21 protein-coding genes and 2 tRNA genes are annotated in these 26,609 nt (G+C 56.2%); 9 read left to right on the plus strand and 14 right to left on the minus strand.

Annotated elements, in window-relative coordinates; genetic code table 11:
* Positions 1-22: 22 nt before the first annotated feature.
* From SJY13_RS20965 to SJY13_RS21020, 12 genes are all read right to left on the minus strand, one after another.
* Positions 23-1,129, minus strand: a complete 1,107-nt coding sequence (locus SJY13_RS20965) for a peptidoglycan-binding protein LysM (RefSeq protein ID WP_377194010.1) — start codon at positions 1,127-1,129, stop codon at positions 23-25.
* Positions 1,130-1,174: 45 nt separating this feature from the next.
* A complete protein-coding gene (locus SJY13_RS20970; protein ID WP_085822174.1) occupies positions 1,175-2,404 on the minus strand; it encodes a type 2 periplasmic-binding domain-containing protein in 1,230 nt (409 codons plus the stop codon).
* A gap of 22 nt (positions 2,405-2,426) precedes the next feature.
* Positions 2,427-3,212 carry a PP2C family protein-serine/threonine phosphatase gene (locus SJY13_RS20975; protein ID WP_377194012.1) on the minus strand — a complete coding sequence of 262 codons (786 nt, stop codon included), beginning with the start codon at positions 3,210-3,212 and terminating at the stop codon, positions 2,427-2,429.
* A 3-nt stretch (positions 3,213-3,215) separates the two neighbouring features.
* Positions 3,216-4,277 carry an FHA domain-containing protein gene (locus SJY13_RS20980; protein ID WP_377194014.1) on the minus strand — a complete coding sequence of 354 codons (1,062 nt, stop codon included), beginning with the start codon at positions 4,275-4,277 and terminating at the stop codon, positions 3,216-3,218.
* Between the two features lie 129 nt (positions 4,278-4,406).
* Positions 4,407-6,551 carry a serine/threonine protein kinase gene (locus tag SJY13_RS20985; RefSeq protein ID WP_377194016.1) on the minus strand — a complete coding sequence of 715 codons (2,145 nt, stop codon included), beginning with the start codon at positions 6,549-6,551 and terminating at the stop codon, positions 4,407-4,409.
* Positions 6,552-6,888: 337 nt separating this feature from the next.
* Entirely contained in the window at positions 6,889-8,175 is a 1,287-nt protein-coding gene (locus SJY13_RS20990; RefSeq protein ID WP_377194018.1) for a dynamin family protein, read from the minus strand.
* Positions 8,172-10,214, minus strand: coding sequence for a dynamin family protein (locus SJY13_RS20995; protein WP_377194020.1), 2,043 nt, complete (start codon positions 10,212-10,214; stop codon positions 8,172-8,174). The genes SJY13_RS20990 and SJY13_RS20995 overlap by 4 nt, the downstream gene beginning before the upstream one ends.
* A gap of 67 nt (positions 10,215-10,281) precedes the next feature.
* Positions 10,282-11,115, minus strand: coding sequence for a hypothetical protein (locus tag SJY13_RS21000; protein ID WP_377194022.1), 834 nt, complete (start codon positions 11,113-11,115; stop codon positions 10,282-10,284).
* Between the two features lie 47 nt (positions 11,116-11,162).
* On the minus strand, positions 11,163-11,564 hold the full coding sequence (locus tag SJY13_RS21005) for a hypothetical protein (RefSeq protein WP_085822181.1): 402 nt from the start codon (positions 11,562-11,564) through the stop codon (positions 11,163-11,165).
* A 21-nt stretch (positions 11,565-11,585) separates the two neighbouring features.
* Complete coding sequence (locus SJY13_RS21010) at positions 11,586-13,328, minus strand: dynamin family protein (RefSeq protein WP_377194024.1); 1,743 nt, start codon at positions 13,326-13,328, stop codon at positions 11,586-11,588.
* 8 nt (positions 13,329-13,336) lie between these two features.
* Positions 13,337-15,346 carry a dynamin family protein gene (locus SJY13_RS21015; RefSeq protein ID WP_377194026.1) on the minus strand — a complete coding sequence of 670 codons (2,010 nt, stop codon included), beginning with the start codon at positions 15,344-15,346 and terminating at the stop codon, positions 13,337-13,339.
* A gap of 2 nt (positions 15,347-15,348) precedes the next feature.
* The gene (locus tag SJY13_RS21020; RefSeq protein ID WP_377194628.1) at positions 15,349-15,756 is read right to left on the minus strand and encodes a hypothetical protein; all 408 of its coding nucleotides are present in this window, start codon (positions 15,754-15,756) and stop codon (positions 15,349-15,351) included.
* A 742-nt stretch (positions 15,757-16,498) separates the two neighbouring features.
* Here SJY13_RS21020 and SJY13_RS21025 point away from each other — a divergent pair.
* From SJY13_RS21025 to SJY13_RS21035, 3 genes are all read left to right on the plus strand, one after another.
* Positions 16,499-16,583, plus strand: a tRNA-Leu gene (locus SJY13_RS21025).
* Positions 16,584-16,988: 405 nt separating this feature from the next.
* On the plus strand, positions 16,989-17,234 hold the full coding sequence (locus SJY13_RS21030) for a hypothetical protein (protein ID WP_377194028.1): 246 nt from the start codon (positions 16,989-16,991) through the stop codon (positions 17,232-17,234).
* A 169-nt stretch (positions 17,235-17,403) separates the two neighbouring features.
* The gene (locus SJY13_RS21035; protein WP_377194030.1) at positions 17,404-19,017 is read left to right on the plus strand and encodes a GMC family oxidoreductase; all 1,614 of its coding nucleotides are present in this window, start codon (positions 17,404-17,406) and stop codon (positions 19,015-19,017) included.
* Positions 19,018-19,129: 112 nt separating this feature from the next.
* Here the strand turns inward: SJY13_RS21035 and SJY13_RS21040 are convergent.
* Both SJY13_RS21040 and SJY13_RS21045 read right to left on the minus strand, forming a co-directional pair.
* Positions 19,130-19,206 (minus strand) — tRNA-Pro (locus tag SJY13_RS21040).
* 111 nt (positions 19,207-19,317) lie between these two features.
* The gene (locus SJY13_RS21045; protein ID WP_377194032.1) at positions 19,318-20,433 is read right to left on the minus strand and encodes a THUMP domain-containing class I SAM-dependent RNA methyltransferase; all 1,116 of its coding nucleotides are present in this window, start codon (positions 20,431-20,433) and stop codon (positions 19,318-19,320) included.
* A 289-nt stretch (positions 20,434-20,722) separates the two neighbouring features.
* Here SJY13_RS21045 and SJY13_RS21050 point away from each other — a divergent pair, with 289 nt between their 5' ends.
* From SJY13_RS21050 to nqrF, 6 genes are read left to right on the plus strand one after another with little or no spacing between them, the layout of a single operon-like run.
* Positions 20,723-22,066: a Na(+)-translocating NADH-quinone reductase subunit A gene (locus SJY13_RS21050; protein WP_377194630.1), complete on the plus strand. Its 1,344-nt coding sequence runs from the start codon at positions 20,723-20,725 to the stop codon at positions 22,064-22,066.
* A gap of 5 nt (positions 22,067-22,071) precedes the next feature.
* Positions 22,072-23,280 (plus strand): NADH:ubiquinone reductase (Na(+)-transporting) subunit B, encoded by a 1,209-nt coding sequence (locus tag SJY13_RS21055; protein ID WP_377194034.1) that lies wholly within the window; start codon positions 22,072-22,074, stop codon positions 23,278-23,280.
* Complete coding sequence (locus tag SJY13_RS21060; RefSeq protein ID WP_377194036.1) at positions 23,273-24,088, plus strand: Na(+)-translocating NADH-quinone reductase subunit C; 816 nt, start codon at positions 23,273-23,275, stop codon at positions 24,086-24,088. Before SJY13_RS21055 ends, SJY13_RS21060 begins: the two co-directional genes overlap by 8 nt.
* A complete protein-coding gene (locus SJY13_RS21065; protein WP_085822202.1) occupies positions 24,088-24,741 on the plus strand; it encodes an NADH:ubiquinone reductase (Na(+)-transporting) subunit D in 654 nt (217 codons plus the stop codon). The genes SJY13_RS21060 and SJY13_RS21065 overlap by 1 nt, the downstream gene beginning before the upstream one ends.
* On the plus strand, positions 24,741-25,349 hold the full coding sequence (gene nqrE, locus SJY13_RS21070) for an NADH:ubiquinone reductase (Na(+)-transporting) subunit E (protein WP_085822203.1): 609 nt from the start codon (positions 24,741-24,743) through the stop codon (positions 25,347-25,349). Before SJY13_RS21065 ends, nqrE begins: the two co-directional genes overlap by 1 nt.
* Positions 25,350-25,359: 10 nt before the next feature.
* Positions 25,360-26,583, plus strand: a complete 1,224-nt coding sequence (gene nqrF / locus SJY13_RS21075) for an NADH:ubiquinone reductase (Na(+)-transporting) subunit F (RefSeq protein WP_377194038.1) — start codon at positions 25,360-25,362, stop codon at positions 26,581-26,583.
* Positions 26,584-26,609: the final 26 nt, after the last annotated feature.

Genomic DNA, 26,609 nt, shown 5'->3' on the forward strand with positions numbered 1-26,609 from the left:
AGCGTTTAGTTAACCCGAAGGGTCAGTTCGATGCTGCATTCAGCTTTTCGTTTTGCTCACGCAGGGTATCCGAGATAATCGCATACCACTCTCCGGACTCACGCATTTCGATCAGACCCTTGTTCATCATCGCAACGTATTCCCGCGCGAACGGGTTGGTGCGGTGCGCAAGGAAGCTCATGGATGACAGCGTGGAAACATAAGGGTTTTCCACGATGTCAGCAGATGTCAAACCCATGTCCTTCATGGTTGATGCGAACAGATCAACTTCGAATGCTGCCACATCCGCCGTACCTGTCAAAACGGCGTCAAGACACTCGCGGGCAGAGCTGGGGTGGACCAACGTCAAGTTTTCGGAATTAAGCCCGACTTCTTCAAGCACAACCATGCTCCAGCCATCCATACGGCAAAGGGTTGCGCCTTTGAGGTCTTCAAAGTCTGTAGCCTGTACGTATTGGCTTTCCGGCAGGGTAAAGAAACCGCCAACAACATCATAGACAGGGACCGAAGCAACAAACTCGTTACAGCGGGATTCTGTAGCTGCGGACCACTCGTAGGTCCGGTTTGTACAATCTGGCACTGTCCAGGCGATCGAGATATCGAAAGCACCAAGCGGCAAGAGAGTCTCCAGATGCGAGCTCCAGTCATCTACAAAGCTAACCGAGAAATCGCGTTGGTTGCCCGCGCGCTGAAGACTGGTCGTTGCCAGGCGGGTCATGATTCCACCACCACTCAGGCTTTCAGTTGTAAACGGTTCCCAGCCGTTGCCAGCCACCAGCTTGATCGGCGGCGCATAGACGTTCGAGCGTTTGACGCTGGCCGCACGCTGTTCTTCAGCTGCGATCAGTTCCTGCGCGGACTGACCGTTCGGCAAGCTTCCATCCTCACATGGCAAGGTCAGAACCAAGCCGGGTGCCAGATCGTTAGGGTTGGTAATGACATTGCGGTTGGCGTTGAAGATCGGCTGATAGTTCGATGTGCCATAGGCCGCGATGGCGATTGTTGCCATCGTGTCGCCGTCTCCGACTGTATAGTTGGTACAGGCCTCTTGTGCGGCGGCTGCGCCGGCGCTCAGGGCGGTGAGGGCTGTCGCCGACAGTACTGCTTTCTTCAGTTTCTTGTTAAACATGTCCACTTCCTCCAGACTTTTTGTTTTGTCAGGCCAATTGCTGCTTTAGCCATTTTCCATTTGGTGACGCAGGGCGGTTGACACGATGTCACGCCATTCGCCGGATTGCTGCATGATCGCCAGACCCTGGTTGAGCGTCTCAAGGATCGCTTCCCCATCCGGATTATCTTTGTGGGTCATGACGTTAAGCGACTTGATGGCCGCTAGGTTGGGGTTCTCAATGATACGGTGCTGGTAGCCCAACCGCCCGATGGTCTCGACGGCCAAATGGGCCTCAATCGCGACGATGTCGGCTGTGCCGTCCATCACTGCGTGAAAACAATCATCCGGCGAGACGGGCCGCATAAGAGAGACCGCTGGTTCGTAAAGCCCAACGGCGTCCATGTGGGACAGTGACCAGCCTTCTGGACGACAGATGGTTGCTCCGGCAAAATCCGCATATGTCAGGGTTTCTTCATAACCCGACCCCTCGCGCGCAAAGAATGTGTCTACCACTTCGTAGAACGGGTTCGAGAAGTTGTAGGTTTCACAGCGCGACCGATCCTTTTCAGACAGCGCCGCCGGTTCTTCGCAATTCGGGCGCGACCAGGGGAACGTGCCGTCAAAGGCCAGCGTTGGCATCAACAGGTCCAGATGCGAGGACCAGTCATTGACGAACTGGATCTTGTAAGACTGCTCAGGCGCGGCCCGCAGCATCGCGGTTTCCACAAGGTCTGTATACAGCCCGCGATTGGGCAAGGCCTCATCCGTGAACGGCGCATAGTTGCCGCCTGTTATCAACAACAACTGACGATCGCGGATTTCCGGGCGCTCACCCGCATCCGCGTTACGGATAAGTGCTGCGGCTTCGGCGCGCGCGGCTTCGATTTCTTTCTTCGCCTCAGCCCGTGCCGCAACAACAGCGTCTTCGCTGGCTTTGTTCGCCTCAGCGATGGCTTTGGCGGCACGATCTTCGGCAGCTTTGACCATCTCGGACGCCATTTCAGCAGCCATGGCTTCGGCTTCGGTCTGCGGTGCAGCAGGTGCCCGGCCAACGTCTTCCAGACAGGGGAATGTCAGCACGTCACCGACCCTGATGACATTCGGGTTGTTGCCGATGACATCGCGGTTGGCGTCAAAGACGATGCGAAAATCTTCGGTTGAATAAACCTGGATGGTCAATTCCCGCAGGCTGTCGCCGGGTTGAATTTCGTATGTCGAGCACGCCTCTTGCGCCGAGGCGGCACCGGCCGCAGCAGCAAGTGCTAGGCTGGATATGAACAGATGGTGTTTCATGGGTCCTGTATCTTTGCCTTGGTTAGTTTCTTGTTAGTTTCACAACGCCGATTGAAGCATTGTCTTGGTCCGGATGATCTTTGGCTTTCAACGCCCGCAGCAAGGTATCGGCAATGTCTTGTGCCAGCGCGTTCACATTGTCCTGCAGGATCGTCTGAATTTCCGCGTTACTGAGGTACTGCAACCCGTCGCTGCCCAGGATCAGAATGTCTGATGCTGCCAGGGCCAGTGGGTCTTCGGGGCAGTCGACTTTGGGAATGGCTGCGCCCATGATCACCGACGTCAGTTGGTTGCGATCAGGATGCGCAAGTGCTTCAGCCTCGGTCAGGGTGCCTTCTGCAAGCTGCGCATCAATCATCGGCGCCATGGAATGGTCTTCGTTAATCTGACGCAGCGCCCCGCCCCGGAACAGGTATAGAGGGCTGTCTCCGATCGAGATCCAGAACACGCGCGGGCCGATTAGCAAGACACCCAACATGGTAGAGCCCATATTGAACCCTTCACCCTGTTCCTCGCAGAAATTGGCGATTGAGGCGTTGGCCTGCATTGCCGCCAACGGCAGTGCGTCTGCCAGTGCAGCCTCTGAAGGCGTTGGACCCTCAAGCTGAACGTCCAGCGCGTCGCGCCAGGCTGAGATCACCAGATCCGAGGCAACCTCGCCAGCTGCGTGCCCGCCCATTCCGTCTGCCACGACAACATAACAAGCATCCGCCGCATCGAACGTGCGCGCCGCGACCGCATCTTCCTGCGTGTCCCGCTGCCCCTGATCCAGGATCAGTGCAATATCATATGCCGGAGTAGCCAGCATCTATCAGGCATCCCGCCAATCAAAGCCATCATCACAGAAGGCTGAAAAGCGCAGCGAAGTTTCGCTGATCCGGATCAGGTCGCCACTGGCCAGTGGAACGGTACTGAGCACTGGTTTGCCGTTCAGGCGTACCAGATTGGCTTTGCCACCATGTCCGAGATAGCATTTACGATCTTCGGGGTCGTAGGCGATCACAGCGTGACTGCTGCGCGATATACCCGTGTCACCGAAGTCCAGCTGAATCGCCTGATCATCGTTGCGACCAATCTGCATCAGACCTTCGGTCACAGTAACGCAGGATCCACGACCCGGCCCGTTTGTGATAACCAGCCAGCCAACCGGAAAAGTCTCTTGTGCGGCTTCTGCTTTCGCAACCGGTTCGGCCGTTTCGATCAAGTCCTGAACATGAGTATCGGCACGCTCAAACCCAAGGAAAGTGGTTTTGACGCGACCACGGCGATCCGAGGACGGGGCAGGCTGCTGTGGCTCGGGTAGTACTTCCGCTCCGGGTTGATTTTCTGGTTCTAACACCGGCTCAACAGAAATTGGCTCAACCGCGGCGGTCTCGACGGTCTCCGTGATCACTTCAACAACAGGTTCTGCATGCTGCGCTACAACCTCAGCGGCCTCTTGCGGTTCGTCAACCTGAGGGGCCACCTCGGCTGTGACATCTTCATCCGTGGCCACATGCAAAGTAACCACAGCATCTTCTACCTCAGCTTCGGCTTCGGGGGCCTCAAAGATGTTGTTCTGTACCTGGGCGACCACTTCAGTCACCACAATCTCATCTTCCGCTTCAGCGGTGACCGCGTCTTCGCTCTCAGAAAACTCGGGCATATCCTCTTCCGGTATCAGCTCATCGCTGTCTTCGTAGCTGTCCGAAGACATGTTGCCACCCGCCAAGGCCTGGCGCAGCGCGTTAAAATCCGCAATGGGCTGAGGTTTTTCTGCCTCGGCTTCGACCTCGGTTTCAGGCGCGGCAACCTCGTCCAGATCGTCTTCGGATTCTTTGGCTTTTCCGGCACCTTCGAGAAGCCGGCTGAGAGGGCTCTTGTATTTGAACATGGTGTCGACACCTTTGTATCTTGGCACGGATATCTGTCCCGTGGGGCTGCTACTCACCTCTGCGCAAATCGACGCAACGGCACTTTCGAACTTTCTGTTTCTGGCGGATCACATAACGAACCGGTCAGACTACTCCTGCTTTAGCGGCATGACGGCCTGCGTCTCAGTGCCATTGCGCAACACTGTCAAACGCGCCTGAGGTTGATTTTCGGATACAAGTGTTTCCAACAGGGCATCCAAACTTTCGGACCCGGCAATGGCCGCGCCGGTCTGCATCTCCGAGATCAGAATATCGCCTTTCTGAAGGCCGCCCGCCGCATCCACTGGCAAGCCAGTCACGACCGTTTTCCAACCCTGACTGTTGGTGTTGCGCACCGTAAAGCCATAACCGTTTTCCAACCCGATCATTCGGTTAGCCGGCAAGGCCAGCAATCCGTTCTGTGCCCGGGTCTTGCCAAGCGGTCGATACCGCGCGGTAACACGGATAAACCCATCCGGATCAACCGAAAGGTCGTCCAACACCTGAGCGGCAAAGCTTGCATCGGCCCGAACCGGTTCTCCGTTCAGGGTATAGATCGCCGCACCGCGTGTGACCCAATCGCCAATAACGCTCATGTCCTGGGCGGGATCGATGCCGGTCACCGCAATGATATTACCGGTTGATGCACGGCGTCTGGACGTCTGAAACGGGATTTCTACATCCCAGTGCGAAAACGCAACCTGCGCATCGGCCAGATTAACCGCAACTGCCGCGACAGGTTCCGTTGTCGTCGTCTCGGCTGTCTGAGGTTGCTCCTCTTCTGCGACAGCCGCTTCGGCCTGTATCTGCTCGACAGGCACTTGTTCTGGTTCTTTCTGTACAGGCGCAGCATCGACCGTTTCCGGTTCAACCGCTACCTCGGCAACCTGTGCGACCGGTTCTTCCGCCGGTACAGCAATATCCACCGTTTCTTCAGCCTCTTCGGCAATTGCCGGCGGTTGGGCAACCGCCACATCCTGTTCCGAAGCCGTATTGTTCCCGAACATCAGAAAGAACCCGCCTGCGGCCAGACCAACCGCGACAACCGCGATGCCCGCAAACATCTTACCGCTTCCGCCTGACCCGCTTTTTACCACGGTATCGACCGTAACCTGGGGTTCTTCGGCGGCTACGAACTTGGCCAGTTCATCCTCGTTCTTGTCTTCGTTGCCCAAGGCCAGATCAGCATTTCCTGCCAAAAGGGCGGTAACGACCGCTTCGGCGTTTTCGCTTTCGGCTTTTATGCGTGCCTTCTCGGCCGCTTCGTCCTTGCGATCCATGGCGACGATTACCGAGATTGGGCGACGTTCAAACGTATCGAACATGACACCGGGGCCCCGGAACATGCGCAACCAATCCAGAGCAGTCTGAAGGCGGTCGGTGGCGTGAACTTCCATCGCCTTATCAATTGCTCCAAGGAAACCTTCGGGGTAACCCTTGTGGCGTCCGGCCAACGGCACGTAGGGGTCATCCTGACCGTTGTTGAACGCATTCAAACGCGTCTGACCATCGATCGGGCGCTCGCCACTGATGGCGTGGTACAGAGTGGCTGCCAGAACATACAGGTCGCTGCTGGGGCCTTGCTCGGCCCCGCGTACGTAAAACTCATGCGGGGAATAGCCGTCCTTGATAACCCGCAATGTCAGCAACGCGGCAGACTGGTTCGCTGCCTGTTCCCGCGCGGCACCGAAATCGATCAGGATCGGCTCACCGTTTTCGTCGATCAGTATATTGTCGGGCGAGATATCGCGGTGCAACATGCCGCTGTCGTGAATGAAAGACACCGCCGACAACATCTTTTCGGTGACCTGAACGATGAAATCAGGGTTTGTTTTGTTGTCTGGGTTTTCGACGTAATCCAGTAGATCACAACCCTTGACAAAGTCCATGGCGATATAGGCGGTGTCATTGTCTTCGAACACCTGATGCACGTCGACGATGTTGGGATGTACCAGCCGCGCGTGATTGCGGGCCTCCTGAATGAACAGGTCGATGATAGCGCGCAGATCATCTTTATGATTGGGATCTGTGGGTTCAACCAGGTCGCCGTTGCGTGTGCAAACCGCGCTTGGATAGCATTCTTTGATTACAACTTCGCGCTCCAGGCTGTTGCGGGCCAGGTAGGTAATTCCAAATCCGCCATTGCTGAGGAAGCGCAGGATCTCATACTGCCCGCGCAACAGCTTGGCGCCTGGTTGGAGTCCGTCAATTTTCGGTTCGTCGTGCGATGCACCGACAGCCTGGTTGTGGCTCATTTCTTTCCGCCCGTTCTAATCGTTTTGCGGTTTTGTTAACTGGGAAAAAACCCGCGAACTCACAACCAAATACAACCGCAGATCACTTAAGACGGTTAGACGTTTCAAATTTGACTTTATTGGGGCCGCCTCATGGCTTCACTAAGGACCCTTTAAGGTCAAAATCATCATATAGTGGATTATCATGTGCCTTTATCTATATGTAGATGTTCGGCGTCTAAATCCTGCAAACTGAATCGCAGTTTTCACCTGATTGATCACCGAATTCGAAACAATAAAACGCCGATTCTCAGAGCTTCGAATCGGCTCTTAGCGACTCAATCTTAACGAGAGGTTGTCAGGTTCCGGTTTTGGGTTGCATCGAATCCACCCGGCTGCCGGCCCAGGCGAGGTTGTCGCTGAGCTGCGCCAGGATACTGATCGCGTCTTTCAAGGGTGCATCACCGGTTTCGAATTGCAACAGCAACAGCAGATCTGTGGCCTTTTCGAACTCACCAGGAATCCAGTCTGCTGACGGGTCGATTTCTCCACCCTGCTCAAGCCGTTCGGCAAAATCCTCGACGATTTCCTGACAGCTGTTGAGAAAGGCCGCCGGCTCAATGGCCGAGGATTTGCGCAGATCTGCATAGATGCTGGCAATCGCAGCCAGCCAGTCTTCGAGAATGGGATTCTCCAGCGGTGGCAGGGTCGACTCGATGGCGGCCTGTACCGCAGAAGCGTCGGCCTGAGACTGTTCCTGCTCTGGCCCCTGCAAGTCTTCGAGATAGGGCAGGAAGTCCTGCTTCAGATCCGCGCGTGCGGCTTCCAGGTCTGATTGGCGGCGGTCTGAGGCGATTTTCAATACGTGCTCGGCCAAATTCTGACCACCACATGTTTCCCACAGGGCAAAATCGGGCTCTGGTTCCTGCGCCATGGCGCGGACCGCGACAGGTGTTCCGATGGGCACGACGGCCCGGAACATCTTGTTTTTTTCCTTGTTCAGCCGTGCAAGCACACGGTCCAGCGCATCACGGACAGGTGGCAGGTCTGCATGGGTTACGGCCAGCAGGCTGTTGTCGCGCAACTCTGTCGGAACTTGCGCCCACAAGTGACGCTCTGTCTCGCGCCAGGCGTTGGTTCCGTTGGTGCACCAGATTGCGCAATCAACGAATTTCAACAGATCGAGCGTGGGTTTGTAGGTATCATCCAGTGCCCCGGCCCCTGGCAGGTCGAACAGGGAAATTTCCTTCAGGGCAGGGGTATTCAGACCGACCGAGATAAAGTCCGGGTTGTCCGCGGCAGCTTTTTCCAGCGCAATACCGGAATAAACTTTGGGCTCTTTGCCCCACCAGCCGACGGTGGTTTCAGGTGTCTCGGAAAAGGCTACGATGACCAGCGGTAGTTTCAGATGTTGCGGTCCGGTGGGCAGAATGTCGGCCCCGGCCAGCATGTTGGCAAGGCTGGATTTCCCAGCCCCAAATTCCCCTGCGAAACCGATATTGACCGCGTTGGACAGCTGTTCAGCATGGGCGAGGGCGCGCGTGCGCATCTCTTCCATTGCCGGGTCGGCTGTCAGGTCTTCGGTCGCGGTCAGAAAGCGTTCAAGTTGTCTTACTTCCTGGTCGGTTCCGGGGAAATCTATCATTCCGCAGCCTCTGCTAATCTTTTGTCTACGTAATCCGCGCTGTATACGGCGCTCAGTTCATCCGTTATGCGCTGTGCCTGGTCATAAGCGGTTTGGGCCTCGGCACGGGCGTTTGTTTCACTGCTGCCAGAACGGTGTTCCAGATGTCCGGCCAGCAACGCCATGTAGTGGTCCAGAACGGTGTTCAGACGCTCCAACAGATCGCCACGAGCGGTATCCACCAGATCGTCTCCGATCATCTCGAACTCTTGAACGATCATCCGTTCGGCGCGCGCAACTACACTTTTACGCGAAATCAGTCGCGACAGCCAGTTAACCCGCAATTCAACGGTGATGCCCCGTGTCAGGGCCGTGGTATCCGGCCGAAACCAGCGCACGGCACTGGTATTCATCCGGTTGTCGGTCGGGTCCTGCCAGCCGGGCAGGGCGCGCAGGGCGGCGTTGCTTTGCATGTCGATGGCATAAAGCTCGCTCAGCATCCGCTGACGGACAACCTGCGTGGCACCCTGAACAAGCTCGCGCATGCGATCACGCAATGGGGTAAAGTTCAGCTCGGTCTCGCCGCCTTTGGCCAACAGCGGGGAATCCCCGTTCGGGCCCCGCACCACCGCCGAGACAGCCTCGGCCACGGTGTCGTCCATAACACCGCGCAAATTGGCCAGTACATCGTCCATGTCGCTGACAATATCTGTCGTTTTCTGAGTGACCAGATCACGCAGCTCTGCCAGCGTTTTGTCATTTTCGTCAGCGTTCCCGGCGTCCGGGCTGATTTCATCTTCGATCACACGCAGATGCGCTTTGGAGCGTTCAAGTTCGCCTTGGGCGAAACTGTTCAGGTGCTGCCACGCCATGCGCAAATGTTCTTCGCGTGGGCCCTCGGTCAAGGCGCGAGTGACATGTTTGCGCAGGTCCGGCAGACCCGAGGCGATCATCGCGGCAAACCGCAAAACGCCTTCGCGGCTAATCGGGCCGGGGCCCTGTTTGATCTCTTCCACCCCGTCCAGATACTGTTTCATCTGTTCAGGATGCGCGCGCAGCCATGCCAGAACGTGGTCATGATCCACGCCGGTGTCATCCCCGGTCAATGCGTAATGTGCCCATTGGGCACTGCCCATCAGGACATCAATGTCCGAGTTTCCAAGCGCCTGTTCCAGGCCTTCCATGACATCGGCCCGCACCTTACCCGCATCCTCGGCACCACCGCCAAGCTCATCAACTCGGTTGATGAAGACAACGATTTGACCCAGTTCCAGCGCCTGCATAAGACGGAACAGTTTCAGATCGGCCCGTGACAGCGCCTGATGCGCCGAAAGGACCACGACAAAGAAATCGGATTCCCTTAGATATTGCCGCGAGATTTCCTCTCGGATCAGCAGCGGGTCATTGACACCCGGCGTATCCGTGACGGTCAGCGGAAAAGGGAAATGGCCAATGTCGAAATAGACCTCGGCCTTGCGGGTGATATCGCTGTACAGACCCCGATCCGAGCCCGGATCATACGTTCCTTCATCGGTGGGATCATCGCCTGCGCAGACGTAGCGTGCCAGATCGTCTGTGGTCAGGCTGTCCAGATCATGGTGCTGACCCAGCAGGTGCTTATAGCTTTCGCCCAGACGCAGTTTGGCGCGGGTCTTCATCGCTTCGACCTGCTCTTCGATCATCTCGCGCTTATAGCTGTCCTCGTCATCGGGGAACATGTTGCGCAGTTCTTCACCCTCGGCAATCAGCGATTCCCACTGGCGATTGTCGAAAAAGTGGAACTCGGCCCCTTGGGTCCGGCCCGAGGGGTGCCCAAAGTGCATGTCGGTAATCACTGTTGTCCACGGGTTCACATCTGAGGGCAGGTATTCAGCCTGACCGGTAAACCCATTGATCAACCGGGACTTGCCCGCCTTGATCTGCCCAACAAAAGCGATCGATGGCTTCAGATTTGAAAGATCACCTACAATGCGCGAAATGAACTGACGAGTCTCATCGTTGCTGGAACCGTTCATGTCTTCGGCAATGCGAATTAACTCGCGACGATTGTTTTCACTCATAAACTTTACCCTGGTAACTTATAAACACGATTTGAATTCTTCGAAAAATTGAACTTTAGCGCCGGTCTCATTCGTCCGGCCTCGTTAGTGTTGCCCACAGATTGACTACGGCGCCCAGTTTACGAGCTTGGTGCACCGCCATTGCAAACTGTTCGTTGTCGCGCAGGATGGCCAACCCGGCTCCTTTGCCACCAGAAGGGCGCATGACGATCAGCTGCGGCAAATCCAAATTTGATGCGTCCGCAGACCAACCGGAAAGGTCGCGCGCAAACTGGCTGAGCAATTCCTGGTCCGGGTGTAGCGGTTGGGCCTGGCCACACGTGCCCTCTGCGCGAAGTTCCGCACCGTCTTTCGCCTGGGCCAGCACGCGGCCTTGCGCAAATCGGTCGGCACCTTCGAAGAAACGACTTGCAAGTCCGTCAAGTAAGGGTTCGGCTGTCACCTCATCCTCAGCAGACTCGGCATTGGCAACAATGGAAATGACGGGCTCTGCCGTCAGTTCAATGCCTTCGCACGCGACCTCAATCTCGCTGAACGTAATGCCGACATCGTCCGCCTCCAGGGCGGTGTCGGGCTGCAAGGAAACCAGCTCCAGCGGCGCCGTAGCAGAGGCGATATCTGACACCAATCCAGCCAGTTTGGCGGCAAGATCTTCTCTGGATTCAGTTTCGAAGTCCGGTGCGATGCCAGCGTGCACCCGAAACACATCCGTGACCCGAGAGCTGTTGACTTCAATCGCTAGGCAAACCCCGTTGGCGGCCGTAAATTCCAAGCGGCGCGGAAGGATGGTACCCCGTATGATATTCAGCACTTTGTCGCGCCGCTCCTGAGCAGTATCGCCGGGTATAGTAACCGCCGGGTTAAGACGAGCCACTGCCGAACGCCCGATGTCATCGAGCATTTCGAGTATGTCTGTGTCCATCATGCCGTGACCCCCTCTGGTCCCGTCTAAACTGCGGCCGCAACCGGCCCCAGACTGAGATGCGATTTTGTCAGTGCCAACCCAACATTGGCGCTGCTGTTGCAGATGTAGCAGACCACATGATCAGGATACTCCCGGGTCCGCAAAAAGATGTTCAACCGGTCATTCGAAAATACCGCGATTTCCCCAAATCCCGGGTATTCCGCCTCTTCAGCGTCAGAGCTGCGTAACAAATCCTCGAACGCTTTCACGCCGCGGCCCTGAAACAGGTTAGCCACGGCAATGGCCAGACTGTCCAGCGCATCGGCAGCATCAGGATCAGAGGTGTTGGTCCCCAGCAACATCCCCGTTTCCATATCGACATACCCGGCTGCAATACAGTCGGGTATGGTCGCTATCGCGTTGTTCAATGCTGTTTCGATAGACATCGTTTCTACCTGAACTTCCTTTTACGACACATGCCATTCCGCCCCGCCACCGTCAGGAGCTTTGGGAACCGGACGGGCCGATCCTTTTGTTTTACGCGCGATATGTTCAGCTGCAATTACATCGAATTCTTCGAGAAATGCCTTGAACACCTTTTTCAGACCTTCTGCGTCCTGTGGCAAATCCTCATCTTCGGTAATCTCACGCCACATGGACGCGGCGCTAAGCGGTGCGCCGGCTGGTACATTCAGCAAATCCTCAAGCGCGTCATCCTTTCTGCCGGCTGCAACGGGTGCATCGGGGGCTGTTCCATTGGACAAAGGAACCACTTGCATGTCCATCAGGCCCTGGGATTCCGGCTCGGGTTCGAATTCGTCCTCTGAGTTTTTCGATTGCTCCGCCAGAAGGGCACTGATCGAAGATACAGAGGTTTCCGCCTGCAGTTCGTCTTGCTGATCCGTGGGCGCTTCATCCTGTTCGGGTGCGTTGCCCAACTTGTCCTCCAGCGAGGCCATGAAGTTATCCGCCTGTGCGGTCTCTTCCAGAGGCTGATCCGCCTCTTCTTCCGACAGAAGATTGAGACCGTCATCCAGGTCATCTTCGTCCAACTCGTCAATATCCAGAAGGTCGAACTCGTCCTCGTCCTTCATCGTATCCGTATGCCCGGTCAGGTTCAGAGGCTGACTGTCCGCCTCCCGAAAGAACGAGCGCAGGTCATCCTCATCGACTTCGACAACCGGTTCAGGAGCTTGTGTCTTTGCCGTCATCTCGGCGCGTAGACGGTCAGCTTCTTCCGCGTCGATCCGTTCAGCGCGGTCGGTGTCTTCGGTGCGGCGTTCCACACGCGAGGGACGCACTGGAAAACTGGTAACCACTTCGTTATCAGCGTCGATATCTGCAACTGGGTTCACAAGTTTCAGCGGCGCAGGCTCTTCTGCGCCTTCAGATTTCCGCTGGGGTCGTATCGGCTGAACACGCGGTCCTCCGGCCAGGCTGTTGTCTATCTGATATCGCGACAACTGATCGGCACGGTTGTCCATGATCTGTTCTGTGATCTCAAGGAAGCTGTCGACCATCTTCCCGCCACCGCTACGCGCCCACAGCTCGGTATCGCCGCTTTTGTCGCGCGCGGTGATTGCATCGCGCGCCGAAAAGAGGATCGAGCGGTTGAACAGATGTCCTGCTTCGCGGTTCACCCGTCGCAGCACTTTCTGACGATCTTTTGCGCCCAAAACATCAGCACGGGTCACCAGCAACAATGAGTTATGCTGCAAGCGTTCCGGCAGCGACACCCAAGTCGCCCGCTCTGTCTCACGCCAGGCCTGGGTCGCATGAGTACACCACAACACGCCATTGGCCTGCCCAACGGCGCGGCGCCAGACATCATTGGAAATCTTCGGATCCGAGATGCCTGGGGTGTCGATCAGATCGACAGCTTCCAAAATGTCGGATTCCAGGAAAATGCGCACAAACTGGACGTCGTTGACACCCACGCCCTCCAGTTGGTCCAGCGTGATATCTTCGCGGCTACCATCGTGGCGCTGTACGTAAGCCGACTGTTTGCCCCAGCTGAACCAAACCGGTGGCAGCTGTGTCGCTGTCACCTGCGTTGGCAGCGCCTGAGAGCGCAGCAGAAAGTTCATCAGTGTCGATTTCCCGGCACTGAATTCGCCCATGAGCGCAAAAACGGGTTTCCGGCGAGACCACTTCTCGATGCGTTCCCATGCCTTAGGAGAGACGAAGCGGGTTTGTATATCTTTTGCCATGTCGCTACTTATGCTGCCTCGTTACTAAGATCTTTCAGGATGTCGCCCAGAATGTCGTCACGCGACTTTTTGGGTGCCATGCCTGCCATCAGGGCGGCCTGGTTCGGGTCCTGTTCGGCCGAGGCCGAGATGTTCAGCAGGGTTTCCTTCTGCTCGCGCAGGAAGTCTGCCAAACCAGCCCGGACATTTTCCAGTACCGCCGCGATTTGATTTTCCTCGATGTCTTTGGTGATCGAGTTTGCCTCAGACGCAATCAAGCGTGTGTAGTCCGCGGCATAAGCCTCGAACCCTTTGCGCTTTTGCCACCAGCGCCGCCACCACGTGCTTTGCAAATCCAGCGCAATTGTGCGACCGATGCCCAATGGGGGCGGGACACGCGGCACAATGGGCGCTTCGATGCTGAATTCACCCAGGTGGTTACCCAACAGCTTTTGATACAGCGCTTCGACATCTGCCGCAGCAGCGTTATACAACGCGCCAGCCTCTTTACGCATTGCACGGGCAAAGCTGAAATAGGCCGCCTTTTGCAAGGTACGAAGTCCGGCCGGGTCGTATTGCCATGTGCCTTGCTCGCCATTCTGTTCAAGATGCGCAATCAGCGAATCCGTCGCGCGTTTGACAAAGTTGGTCTCGGCCGAATTCAAACGTTCCAGCACTTTTTCACGCAGCGAAGTGGTCAGTTCCGCCGCCTTCTTTTCGTATTCGTCAGAGACCCTGGCAATGGCCTCTTCTGCGGAAACACCGTCCAGATCGCGGACAACACCACCCCCTTCGGACAGGGTTTTAGCAACCGCAGTTGCGCGAATCTGACTGGCAATGTTTCGGGCCCGGTGGCGCACCTTGTCCAACAGGCGCGTTCCCGCGCCCTCGGCAATGCGTTCATTCATGGCAAGCAGCAAGTCCGGCAGACCGGACAGTGCCCAGATTTTATCAAGCGACGGGGCCTGATCGCCAAACCCTGCGGCCAGATAAAATGTGTTCAGCGCCTGGCGCGACTCTTCAGTCAGGATGTCGGGATTGCCGGTCAGGGCGGCCTCGGCCCACAATGCGCTGCCAAACACCACACTTGTGTTGGTGTCGATGTTGTTCTGTTTCAGAGTGTCCTGAATCCGGTCGCGGATTTCGGGAACCTGACTGACCGGATCAGCCAATTCGTCGATCCGGTTCACAAAAAGAATGATCTGACGGTTTTCGAACTGCGCGATGATCCGCATCAGCGCCATATCCATGGTCGTCAGGGCCTGGCTGGCCGCCAGCACAACCACACAGACTTCGGACCCGCGCAGGCTGCGAAGGGTGATCTGCTCGCGCACCATGAAAGTGTCGTTGACGCCAGGCGTATCGCACAGCTTCAGCGAGATCGGATATTGCGGAATGTCCATAAACAATTCGGCAGATTTGGTAACATCCGCAAATCGACCGGTTTTCGGGTTGATATCAGGGTCATCTTCGTCGCCAAGGCAGACATAGCGTTGGATCAGTTCGTCATCGAAATAGTCATACTGATGGCTCTGGCCTAGAATCAGGTCGAAATGTTGGCCCAGCCGAGCCTCGGACTTGTTCTTCATCTCGCCAATCTGTCGGCGGATATCGTCCATCTCGTCATCTGCACCGGCGCGGTTGGCCAGCTCACCCAAACGGCCGCCGCCGACCATCAGGTTGTCCCATTCTTCCTGTTCGAAGAAGGTAAATTTGGAGCGTGTATCGCCTTCGGTGCGGGTATTGATGTTCAGCGTGGTCACTACCGAAGTCCACGGGTTCACATCCGAGGGCAGCAGAGCAGGGCGCCCGGCCAGGATGTTCACGATCGAAGATTTACCGGCCTTGACTTGCCCGACCAGCGTGATGCTGGCCGTGAAATTCTCCATCCGCGTCTTGAGCGTCGCAAGCCGCGCCGAGGACCGCGCATCCGCCACCTCTGTCAGTTGGTCAATCTGTGTGGACAGCGATGCAATGGCCGAGGTCATCGGTGCCAGTGCTTCGTTGCCTACGGACAGAAGATGGTCGTTGCGGGCCATGGTTAGCCTCCGGTTCCAGTAGCAGCGATGTGGGGTTGGATCTGACTGTCCGGGGTGCTGGTCAGGATATCAATGCGGGCAATCAGGTTCAGCGCGTTGCCAAGAATGGCAGCTTCGGCCCCCGGTGAAAGGTCATCATAGGCCTGGGAATCTGCAAGGACTTCGATTGAGCTGAAATGCTCGCTGTTCTCAAGGCAGGCAACACTGCGCCCGGTTGGAAACCCATCGGATTTCGTTTCAGGCAATGGCATGCGCGAGTTCGCAAGCAGATAGTGCCCCCCGGAACGGGTGCGAAGTGAAACGCCAAAGCCTGTATTCGGATGGTTCCGATTCAAGGACTTCAGTTCACCAAGAAAACTTTCACGGGCAAGACCAAGTGCGTCTTGCTCTGCAGCAGCGGAGTTCATCATATTGGTCACGGTTCAGACCCTTGTTCTGGAGTTGAGCAAAAAAACTCGTACGGTGCCCGGAAGCAAAAAGACTCATTAACTCCTTGCGCCTATCAACTACTGGCAAGGCGGTGTTATTTTGACGCGAATAAGATTTTTTGGCGTTTGGAATGTGGCGCAATTGTGGTCCCCATCCCTCAACTCCTTGCAACCTTTGGCAGTATGTCAGAGTTCCCGACCCGGAAACGCCCGCACGGTATAGCGGCACTGGCGGTCGTTGAGTGCGCGCTTTCTTGAATAAACTTTCCTGTCTAACTCTTTATTTTATTTAGTTTTTTAAAAAACCTGTGTGTAATCATACACCCAACAACGCCCGATCAATCAAGCCGTACATCGAGCGGGATGCCCTCGTAAAATTCCCCTCAGTATGACAAGCAACTCAACGTATAGGTATCTTTAAAAGGCACATCTTTTTAATGTTCACGATATAGATACAATAAAATCGAACAATTCGAGTATTTTGACACAAGATCCAACCTACTTCTGTATCCAAAGAACCCGGGTTTGCAATTCACGTTGGCTTTGCGCCCTTGTCCGTTCGTGGCGGCCAGGTACCCTAACGCATCCACGCGCCGCATATGGCGGCGCTGCTCTTGTATCTGGTACGTGTTCAATAATCTTTGCCGAGCCGCGATTTTCCCCCTCGCGCTTGGCGGCAAGCTTTGCTATTGAGCGCGTCAATCCGGCTGACCTGACCGGTGATGCGGGTGTGGCGAAATTGGTAGACGCACCAGATTTAGGTTCTGGCGCCGCAAGGCGTGGGGGTTCAAGTCCCTCCACCCGCACCAAAAACAATCAAAACTCTCTACCTTTGAAAAATTCAGCGTTTCAAAGTTGACCTTAACCCCAATTCAGGGGCCAACCTAAAAATCGTGATTACCCGCGTTGGACGGCTGGAGTTATCAAATCGAAAGTCAGATCATAATTTCGTACAAAGGCGTGCACTAACTTTGGTATGGCTGTTACGACCGGCATAGGCGCAACCTTGCTTGCTCTGTTTCTGATCGGGTCCCGCGGATTTTATTTGTCGATAGGAGACTCGCCGCTGTTTCGCTTGCGGTCCGGGCTTTTTACTAAGCTAAACCAAGATCATTCGATGGCACCGCAAATAGACATGATGGCCAAATTGGGTATCCTGAGTGCAGAAGAGGCCCCGCGATCACGTTGACAGAAACGTTCTTACATCCGTGGTAATGGGTAAAGAGATCCCCAAAACAGACTGTCCCGAGGACCCTTTGCAACTTGAAGCGGGTGATATCCTTATCGCCGCCACCGATGGGCTTCAATTTCTCAGAAACGAACAGATCCGGGATTTAATTCACAGCAATCGTTTCCGATCAGCTGCCGTTATTGCTCAAAGACTGATTAAAAAGCTCGACGCTTTACACGCACCTGAACAAGACAATTATGCTTTGTCCGTAATAAGGGTCACATCATGACAGTACACGCCCTGTCGCGATTAACGGCGGGCCTAGCGCGAAGTGACGTGCCGGAACCTACCACTCACCGGTCTTGGAATGACGCGGAACCAAACGTATCAATACCTTACCCGATACAGCGAGAGCGTCTCTGACCGCGCTGGGATTTTTCGGCCACGGGAGGAACAAGATGCAGTTTGACTACGTGATTGTTGGCGGAGGATCGGCTGGATGTGTGTTGGCCAGTCGGTTGACAGAGGATCCCGCGGTGACCGTATGTCTGCTGGAAGCTGGCGGTGGTGGAAACAGCCTTTTGGTTCGGATGCCGGCCGCCGTTGTTGCAATGCTGCCAGGCAAGCCGTTCAAATTAAACAACTGGGCCTTCGAAACTGTTGCGCAGACCGGTTTGAACGGGCGGAAGGGGTACCAGCCCCGTGGCAAGGCTCTGGGCGGTTCCAGCGCGATAAACGCCATGCTTTACGTGCGCGGCCAGCGTCAGGATTATGACTCATGGGCCGATCTGGGGTGCGACGGCTGGGATTGGGATAGCGTACTGCCCTTTTTCAAGAAGTCAGAAAACCACGAAGGCGGCGGTGACGACCTGCGCGGTGGAAACGGCCCTTTGCAGGTTTCGAACCAAAAGGAACCCCGGCAGATCACTAGGGATTTTGTCGAGGCAGCAAAGCAACTGCAGATACGGGAAACGCAGGATTTCAACCGCGGCGACAACGAAGGGGTTGGGCTTTACCAAGTCACACAGTTCCATGATCCTGCCAAAAACGGCGAGCGCTGCTCGGCAGCCGCCGCCTATCTGTTCCCGGTCCTGGACCGCCCCAATCTGACTGTGATCACACATGCCCACGCCAACGGGCTGACATTTGACGGCAACCGGGCCACCGGCGTGACCTACAAGGAAAAACGCAAAGAGCAGACCGTTAACGCAAAGCGCGAGGTCCTTCTTTCCGCCGGATCACTGAAGTCGCCCCAACTGTTGCAGCTGTCGGGCATTGGCGATCCCAAAGACTTGGAAAAGCACGGAATTCCAGTGCGCCACGCCCTTCTGGGCGTGGGAAAAAACCTGCAGGACCACGTAGACTTTACCCTTGCGTACAAGACCCGCGATACCGACACATTCGGTATCGGCCTTGTTGGGGGGATCAAACTGTTGGGTCACCTCAACCGGTGGCGCAAGACCGGCGCATCCATGGCCTCAACCTGTTTTGCCGAGGGCGCAGCGTTCTTGAAAACCTCTCCTGATTTGGAGCGGCCGGATGTTCAGCTGCACTTTGCCATTGCGATGGTGGACAATCATTCGCGCAAGCTGCATTACGGGTATGGCTTCAGTTGCCATGTTTGCAAGCTACGACCGGAAAGCCGCGGCACGGTGACCCTGAACAGCGCTAATCCTTTTGATACGCCCGCCATCGACCCCGCCTTCCTCACAGACCCGCGCGATCTGGACACGATGATCAAAGGGACAAAGCTGATGCGTGAGATCTTGCAGGCTCCTGCGCTGGAAAAGTATCGCAAGTCGGAAATGTTTGGAACCGACAGCGCCAAGACAGATGCGGATTGGGAACAGCATATCCGCGCGCGGGCCGACACAATCTACCACCCGGTTGGCACGTGCAAAATGGGCATCGACGACATGGCTGTTGTCGATCCCCAGTTGCGCGTACGCGGCATCGAAGGTTTGCGGGTTGTGGATGCGTCAATCATGCCGAACCTGATTTCCGGCAACACCAATGCACCGACCATGATGATTGCAGAGAAAGCAGCAGACATGATCAAGGCGGGTGTTTGACGTAATCAGCTTGGGCTTTAAACCGACCGGTACAAAAAATCTCAACCACTGTCTGAAACGTTGGGGCGGCTTTTCCCTGTTTAACAAAGACGCCTTTAGCGCATTGTTTTATTGGTCGGAGTGAGAGGATTCGAACCTCCGACCCCTGCCTCCCGAAGACAGTGCTCTACCAGGCTGAGCTACACTCCGACCGTGGCGCGTGATTTATACCCCGATATTTGGATGTGCAAGGGGGATTTTGTTGACCCTATCGAGAATTGGCAGGGTCCTTGAGGGGCAGGAAATCGCCACACAATAAAGTCACGGCAGGGGGTTCGTTTTGTATAGTCGGACCTTGGTACCGCCGTGGTCGACCACGGGGCCGTTGGGCAAAAATGGTAGGCGCGTCGCGCGGGCCAGCGATTGGTTGCTGGTTACGATGCCCACCCGCCAGCCTGAAAATCGTGTCATTAGAACTTTGCCAAAGCTGCCGTACAGGGATCGCAGACGCTTTTCGTCTCCGATTCTTGCACCGTAGGGTGGATTGGTGATGACAATTCCGGCGGGACCTGCCGGTGGCTTTATGTCACTTATTGATCGGCACTGAAATCTCGTGGAGGCCGCCACACCAGCGCGGTCGGCGTTGGTGGTTGCCGCATCAATTGCACCGGCGTTCCGGTCCGACCCATAAAACTGCGGTGCGGTATCTTGTTGCCCCTCGTGCTGACGCATTTCGTCCCACGCCTGCGCATCGAAACGGTGCAGGTCTTCAAAGGCAAACTGGCGCGAGCGACCGGGATAAATCCCGGCGGCAATCTCTGCGGCCTCAATGATGAACGTGCCCGATCCACACATGGGGTCCAGGACCGGATCGGTCCCGTCAAATCCGCATTCACGCAGGAACATGGCTGCCATCGTCTCTCGCATGGGGGCTTTGGCAACGGCTGGTTTATGGCCGCGCTTGTGCAGGGGCTCACCAGAGGTGTCGATGGAAAAGGTGCAGATGTCTTTTTCGATCCGCAAAAGCACGCGCACCGCTGCGTCAGAGGAGATCGGTGCGCCCAGCGTTTCCGAGATTGCCCGTTCCACCCGCTGCCGCGCGGCCCCCGCGTGGTAGATTCGGGATTTGCGACTTGTCACCTCGATCTTGACCGGAACATCCGACCGCAGAAAATCGGACCACGGAAACTTGCGTGCCCGTTTGTCCAACTGGGCCAGGTGAACCGCCGGAAAATTGCCGATCCGCACCAAGACCTTGTTGGCACCCCGCAAACACAGATTGGCGCGCCAAACCTCAGACCAATTTCCGCGGCAGCTTACGCCACCGGGCAGGATAATTGCGCCAGCGAATCCTTTTTCGACGGCTTCGGCATGCAGGGGGGTTTCTAGACCAGGTGTTGCCACCAGGAATATCTCTAGGTCATTGCTTGGTTCCATGTCCGGTCCATACACCGGAAGCGAATTGGACGCGACATGCAATTTATGACGGGTAAATCGCTGCCACCTGATGGGAAAGTGAGAATTTGCTGACAGAATTTGCGGTAACAGGTTTGCGTTTGGACCGAACCCCGCGTAAAGGGTCCGTGATCGGAACGAAGCTTGGATCGGGAACAGGGTTTCTTTGCCTTTTCTTGATCTCAAGCTCCCACATTCGCACCGTTTTGTGCCAATATGCCAGGGCCGGAACGATGTGGTGCAGGAAAGAGGCTTGGAAGACCGTAGCGACATGCAAACTTTCAATCTGAAAAAAGGGCTGGAATTGCCGGTGCAGGGTGCCCCGGATCAAACTATCCAGCCGGGTCCTGAATTTTCTTCAGTCGGGGTTTTGGGGGCTGACTATCTGGGCCTCAAACCACGTGTGCTGGTTCAGGAAGGGGACGAGGTTCAACGCGGCACACCGTTGTTCTGCAACAAGGATGTGCCCGAGGCAATGATAGTTGCCCCGCTCAGCGGTAAGGTCATAGCCATCAATCGCGGCGCACGCCGTGTGCTGCAAAGCGTCGTGATTGACGTCACAAATGCCAATGACACCGGGATTGATTTCTCGGGCACAGGCGACGCAAACAGTGCCGAGGGTGTAACCGCCAAGCTTTGTGCCGCCGGGTTGTGGACCGCGTTTCGCACGCGGCCCTATTCCAAAATGCCTTCGCCGGGCTCTAAGCCTGCCGCGATTTTCGTGACCGCAATAGAGAGTGAGCCGCTGGCAGGTGATGCCAGTGCGATCATCAGCGACGCCAGCGACGCCTTTGCAACCGGTCTTGCGGCGATTGCCCATCTGACGGAAGGCAAGACCTATCTATGCCACAAAGACGGCGACACGGTTCCAGGTACGGATCTGCCGGGCATTGAGGCCGCCGCATTCTCGGGTCCGCATCCGGCGGGTCTGGCTGGGACGCATATCCATTTCCTTGAACCGCTGGCGGGAGACAAACAGGTCTGGACCATCGGGTATCAGGATGTCATTGCCATTGGCCGGCTGATGCAAACCGGTCATCTGGACCCCAACATCGTCATCGCACTGACCGGCCCCGGCGCACGTCAGCCGCGGCTGATCCGCACCGTCATGGGCGCCTCGACCGAGGATTTGACCCGGGACGAAGTGAATGTCGACGGATCTGCCCGGATCATTTCCGGATCGATCCTGTCCGGGCAGCACGCCGAAGGGCCGAACGCCTATCTGGGCCGTTTCGCGCGCCAGATCACCATTATCCGAGAGGATAGCGACCAGATCCCAATGGGTTGGATTCGCCCGATGTCGTCGAAATTTGCCGTGCAACCGGTGCTTGGCTCGGCTTTTGCCAAAAAGTTGTATGCGTTCACCAGCAACCTGAATGGTGGTCGTCGTGCGATGGTGCCCACAGGTACATTCGAAGAGCTGATGCCGCAGGACTACCTGCCCACACAGTTGCTGCGCGCGCTGCTGGTGATGGACACCGATACCGCACAGGCGCTGGGTGCGCTGGAACTGGACGAAGAGGATCTGGGCCTTGTCGGCTTTTCCTGCCCGGCGAAATATGAATACGGGCTGGCGCTGCGCGACTGTCTGTCCAAAATTGAAAAGGAGGGCTGAGCCGAATGGGTTTGCGCAGCTTCTTTGATCGGATTGAGCCGAACTTTACCAAGGGCGGCAAGTACGAAAAGCTTTTCCCCATCTACGAGATGGTGGAAAGCTTTATCTACACTCCGAAAACCGTCACCTCCGTTGCCCCACACGCACGGTCTTATGTGGATATGAAGCGGATCATGACCTATGTCGTGATCGCTACGATCCCCTGTATTCTTTGGGGGATGTGGAACACCGGATATCAGGCGAATTCTGCTATAGCCACACTGGGCCCGGACGCGGCGACAGGCTGGCGGATTGCAGTGTTGCAGATGTTTGGCATTTCTCTGGACCCGTCCAGCCTTATGGCCAACGTGTTTCACGGGATGCTGTATTTCCTGCCGATCTACATCGTCACTTTGGTGGCCGGCGGTATATTCGAGGTGATCTTCGCCACCGTACGCGGCCATGAGGTGAACGAGGGGTTCCTTGTTACGTCAATGCTTTACACGCTGATCCTGCCTGCAACAACACCGCTGTGGCAGGTCGCTTTGGGCATCATCTTTGGCGTTGTTATCGGTAAAGAGGTGTTTGGCGGCACTGGCAAGAACTTCCTCAACCCCGCTCTGGTGGGACGGGCGTTTTTGTATTTTGCCTACCCGGCGCAGATGTCCGGAGACGCGGTCTGGACCCCGGTTGACGGGTTTTCGGGCGCCACCGCGCTGGCCGTGACCGCCGCGGATGGCGTGCAGGCTTTGGCCGCTGACGGGATCACCTGGTCCAGCGCGTTCCTCGGTCAGATCCAGGGTAGCTTTGGGGAGACGTCGACGCTGGCTTGTATGATCGGTCTTGCCTTCCTGTTGATGACCAAGATTGCCAATTATCGCCTTATTGTGGGCTGTCTGGCGGGAACCATTGGCTTTACTCTGCTATTGAACCTGATCGGGTCGGACACCAACCCGATGTTTGCGATGCCCTGGTATTGGCACTTTGTGCTGGGCGGGTATGCGTTTGGTCTGGCCTTCATGGTGACCGAGCCGGTCTCGGCCAGCCATACCAATGTTGGCCGTTATATCTATGGCGCGTTGATTGGTGTCATGGTTGTGATGATCCGGGTGATAAACCCGGCCTTCCCCGAAGGCATGATGCTGGCCATCTTGTTCGGCAACGTCTTTGCACCGCTGATCGACCACTTCGTCGTTCAGGCCAACATCAAACGGAGGGCGCGTCGCCATGTCTGATACGCAATCCCCGGAACCAAAGGGCGCCATCGCCAAGTTTCTGGCAGCCTCGCCAGATTCAGTCGGAAAAACAATCTTTGTCGCCGTCGCTGTGTGTCTGGTTGCCTCGATGGTTGTATCCGCAGCAGCCGTTAGCCTGCGTCCGGTCCAGGAAGCAAACCAGTTGAAGGACAAGCAGGTCAATGTTCTGCAGGTTGCTGGTGTCTACGAGCCCGGCATCGACGTGACCGAAGCCTTCGCGGCCTTTGAGCCGCACGTACTTGAACTGGCAACCGGCGCCTTTGTCGATGATCAGTTCGACCCGGCCACTTTTGACGATCAGGCTGCTGCCAGCGACCCGGATCTGAGTGTTGCATTGGATGACGATCCCGCAGGGATTGGACGCAAGTCGAAGTATCGCGTGATCTACTTGCTGCGAGACGACGCAGAAGGTTTGGACAAAGTGATCCTGCCCCTGCATGGCTATGGGCTGTGGTCCACGCTTTATGGCTTTATCGCGTTGGAGAACAACGGCAACGATATCTACGGCCTGCAATTCTATCAACATGGTGAAACCCCCGGCCTTGGCGCGGAAGTGGACAACCCGCGCTGGAAATCGCTGTGGAATGGTAAAAAGCTGCGCGACGATGCCGGCGATCTTCAGATCACCGTGTCCAAATCTCAAACCGCTGCCGGGCCGGATTTTTATGTCGATGCGCTGGCCGGGGCCACGCTGACTTCAGTTGGTGTCGATAACCTGGTGAAATTCTGGATGGGCGATGCGGGCTATGGTCCCTTCCTGGCCAAACTGCAAGCAGGAGAGTTCTGATGTCTCAGACCAAGAAAGAGATGCTGGTCGACCCGCTTGTCGACAACAATCCGATCACGCTGCAGGTGCTGGGCATCTGTTCGGCACTGGCGGTGACCTCGTCGCTGCAGGTGTCTTTTGTGATGGCCCTGGCGGTCACCTTTGTGACGTCGTTCTCGTCCTTTTTCATCTCGTGCCTGCGCAACCAAATCCCCGGCTCGATCCGGATCATCGTGCAGATGGTGATCATCGCTTCGCTGGTGATCCTGGTGGATCAGGTGCTAAAGGCCTACGCCTTCGAGATCTCTAAAACCCTGTCAGTTTTTGTCGGGCTGATCATCACCAACTGTATCGTGATGGGCCGCGCCGAAGCGTTTGCGATGAAGAACCCACCTGTCGCCTCTTTCATTGACGGGCTGGGCAACGGCATGGGCTATGGCCTGATCCTGTTGCTGGTCGGCTTCATTCGCGAGCTGTTCGGTGCCGGGTCACTGTTCGGTGTCACCATTCTGGAGACCGTCAACAACGGCGGCTGGTACGTGCCCAACGGTATGCTGCTACTGCCGCCTTCGGCATTCTTCATCATCGGTCTGATCATCTGGGCCTTCCGGACATGGAAGCCAAACCAGGTCGAAGAACGTGAATACAAAATCCAGCAGGTAGAGGCGCACTGATGGAAGGGCTTATCTCTCTGGCCGTAAAGGCCATCTTTGTCGAAAACCTGGCGCTCAGCTTCTTTTTGGGGATGTGTACGTTCATCGCCGTGTCCAAGAAGATTTCCACTGCGCTGGGGCTGGGCATTTCGGTGATGGTTGTTCAGGCGATCACTGTTCCCGCGAACAACCTGTTGCTGACCTATCTGCTTAAGCCGGGCGCGCTGGCCTGGGCTGGGTTTCCGGATGTGGACCTGACCTTCCTTGGGTTGATTTCGTATATCGGTGTGATTGCGGCCATGGTGCAGATTCTTGAGATGATCCTGGATAAGTACTTCCCACCGCTTTACAACGCTTTGGGGATATTCCTGCCGCTGATCACGGTGAACTGCGCCATCCTGGGCGGTTCGCTGTTCATGGTAGAGCGGGACTACAACTTTGCCGAAGCGACAACCTACGGCTTGTCCTCCGGTTTTGGCTGGGCACTGGCGATCACTGCAATGGCAGGCGTTCGCGAAAAGCTGAAATATTCGGATATCCCCGACGGCCTGCAGGGTCTGGGTATCACCTTCATCACCGCAGGACTGATGGCGATGGCCTTCATGTCCTTCTCGGGCGTCAAACTGTAAGGAGGGGCGAATGGAAACTTTCAGCTTAGGCGTCGTCCTTTTCACCCTGATTGTTCTGGGTCTGGTTGGGATCATCATGGCCGCGCGTTCGCGGCTGGTGTCGACGGGCAACGTCAACATCACCATCAATGGCGAAAAAACCGTGTCGGTTCCGGCAGGCGGCAAATTGCTGCAAACGCTGGCGGCTGAAAAGCTGTTCGTGCCGTCCGCATGCGGCGGCGGCGGCACCTGCGCACAATGCCGGGTGCGGGTGCATTCGGGCGGCGGGTCAATCCTGCCGACCGAGGAAAGTCACATCACCAAGCGCGAAGCTGCCTGCGGCGACCGCCTGTCCTGTCAGGTGGCCGTCAAACAGGACATGAATATCGAAGTTCCCGAAGAGGTCTTTGGTGTCAAAAAATGGGAATGTACGGTGCGTTCGAACGAGAACGTGGCAACCTTTATCAAGGCCCTTACACTGGACTTGCCCGAAGGCGAGGATGTGAATTTCCGCGCCGGTGGTTATATCCAGATCGAAGCACCAGCGCACCAATTGGCCTACACCGATTTTGATGTCGAAGAGGAGTACCGCGAAGATTGGGATAGGTTCAATCTGTGGCAGTACAAGTCCGTTGTGAACGAACCCATCGAGCGCGCCTATTCGATGGCGAACTATCCGGATGAACGTGGCATGATCATGCTCAACGTTCGCGTGGCTTCTCCTCCTCCGGGGTCCGAAGGCATTCCGGCAGGCCAGATGTCGTCTTACATCTTCAACCTAAAGCCGGGGGACAAGGTGACGATCTCGGGGCCGTTTGGCGAGTTTTTTGCCCGCGACACCCAAAAGGAAATGGTGTTCATCGGCGGCGGCGCGGGTATGGCGCCCATGCGCAGCCATATCTTTGATCAGCTCAAGCGTCTGAAGAACAAGGATCGCAAGATCAGCTTCTGGTACGGTGCGCGTTCAAAGAAGGAAATGTTCTTTGTCGAAGATTTCGACCAACTGGCCGAAGAGTTCGACAATTTCGATTGGCACGTCGCCCTGTCCGATGCGCAGCCCGAGGATGACTGGAACGGCTATACCGGCTTCATCCACAATGTTCTGTTCGAGGAATACCTCAAGAACCACCCGGCGCCGGAAGATTGCGAGTTCTATATGTGTGGCCCACCCATCATGAACCAGTCGGTGATCAACATGCTGCTGGATATGGGCGTGGATCGCGAAGACATCATGCTCGACGATTTCGGCGGGTAACACTTGAGAAACCGGCTTATCTTACG

The sequence above is a fragment of the Ruegeria meonggei genome, from assembly GCF_042768335.1.
GTDB classification, from domain to species: domain Bacteria; phylum Pseudomonadota; class Alphaproteobacteria; order Rhodobacterales; family Rhodobacteraceae; genus Ruegeria; species Ruegeria meonggei.

What these genes read in the sequence shown, in the direction of transcription:
- SJY13_RS20965 (WP_377194010.1), bottom strand. Translation starts at nt 1,129, where the DNA reads ATGTTTAACAAGAAACTGAAGAAAGCAGTACTGTCGGCGACAGCCCTC.
- SJY13_RS20970 (WP_085822174.1), bottom strand. Translation starts at nt 2,404, where the DNA reads ATGAAACACCATCTGTTCATATCCAGCCTAGCACTTGCTGCTGCGGCC.
- SJY13_RS20975 (WP_377194012.1), bottom strand. Translation starts at nt 3,212, where the DNA reads ATGCTGGCTACTCCGGCATATGATATTGCACTGATCCTGGATCAGGGG.
- SJY13_RS20980 (WP_377194014.1), bottom strand. Translation starts at nt 4,277, where the DNA reads ATGTTCAAATACAAGAGCCCTCTCAGCCGGCTTCTCGAAGGTGCCGGA.
- SJY13_RS20985 (WP_377194016.1), bottom strand. Translation starts at nt 6,551, where the DNA reads ATGAGCCACAACCAGGCTGTCGGTGCATCGCACGACGAACCGAAAATT.
- SJY13_RS20990 (WP_377194018.1), bottom strand. Translation starts at nt 8,175, where the DNA reads ATGATAGATTTCCCCGGAACCGACCAGGAAGTAAGACAACTTGAACGC.
- SJY13_RS20995 (WP_377194020.1), bottom strand. Translation starts at nt 10,214, where the DNA reads ATGAGTGAAAACAATCGTCGCGAGTTAATTCGCATTGCCGAAGACATG.
- SJY13_RS21000 (WP_377194022.1), bottom strand. Translation starts at nt 11,115, where the DNA reads ATGCTCGATGACATCGGGCGTTCGGCAGTGGCTCGTCTTAACCCGGCG.
- SJY13_RS21005 (WP_085822181.1), bottom strand. Translation starts at nt 11,564, where the DNA reads ATGTCTATCGAAACAGCATTGAACAACGCGATAGCGACCATACCCGAC.
- SJY13_RS21010 (WP_377194024.1), bottom strand. Translation starts at nt 13,328, where the DNA reads ATGGCAAAAGATATACAAACCCGCTTCGTCTCTCCTAAGGCATGGGAA.
- SJY13_RS21015 (WP_377194026.1), bottom strand. Translation starts at nt 15,346, where the DNA reads ATGGCCCGCAACGACCATCTTCTGTCCGTAGGCAACGAAGCACTGGCA.
- SJY13_RS21020 (WP_377194628.1), bottom strand. Translation starts at nt 15,756, where the DNA reads ATGATGAACTCCGCTGCTGCAGAGCAAGACGCACTTGGTCTTGCCCGT.
- SJY13_RS21030 (WP_377194028.1), top strand. Translation starts at nt 16,989, where the DNA reads ATGGGTAAAGAGATCCCCAAAACAGACTGTCCCGAGGACCCTTTGCAA.
- SJY13_RS21035 (WP_377194030.1), top strand. Translation starts at nt 17,404, where the DNA reads ATGCAGTTTGACTACGTGATTGTTGGCGGAGGATCGGCTGGATGTGTG.
- SJY13_RS21045 (WP_377194032.1), bottom strand. Translation starts at nt 20,433, where the DNA reads ATGGAACCAAGCAATGACCTAGAGATATTCCTGGTGGCAACACCTGGT.
- SJY13_RS21050 (WP_377194630.1), top strand. Translation starts at nt 20,723, where the DNA reads ATGCAAACTTTCAATCTGAAAAAAGGGCTGGAATTGCCGGTGCAGGGT.
- SJY13_RS21055 (WP_377194034.1), top strand. Translation starts at nt 22,072, where the DNA reads ATGGGTTTGCGCAGCTTCTTTGATCGGATTGAGCCGAACTTTACCAAG.
- SJY13_RS21060 (WP_377194036.1), top strand. Translation starts at nt 23,273, where the DNA reads ATGTCTGATACGCAATCCCCGGAACCAAAGGGCGCCATCGCCAAGTTT.
- SJY13_RS21065 (WP_085822202.1), top strand. Translation starts at nt 24,088, where the DNA reads ATGTCTCAGACCAAGAAAGAGATGCTGGTCGACCCGCTTGTCGACAAC.
- nqrE (WP_085822203.1), top strand. Translation starts at nt 24,741, where the DNA reads ATGGAAGGGCTTATCTCTCTGGCCGTAAAGGCCATCTTTGTCGAAAAC.
- nqrF (WP_377194038.1), top strand. Translation starts at nt 25,360, where the DNA reads ATGGAAACTTTCAGCTTAGGCGTCGTCCTTTTCACCCTGATTGTTCTG.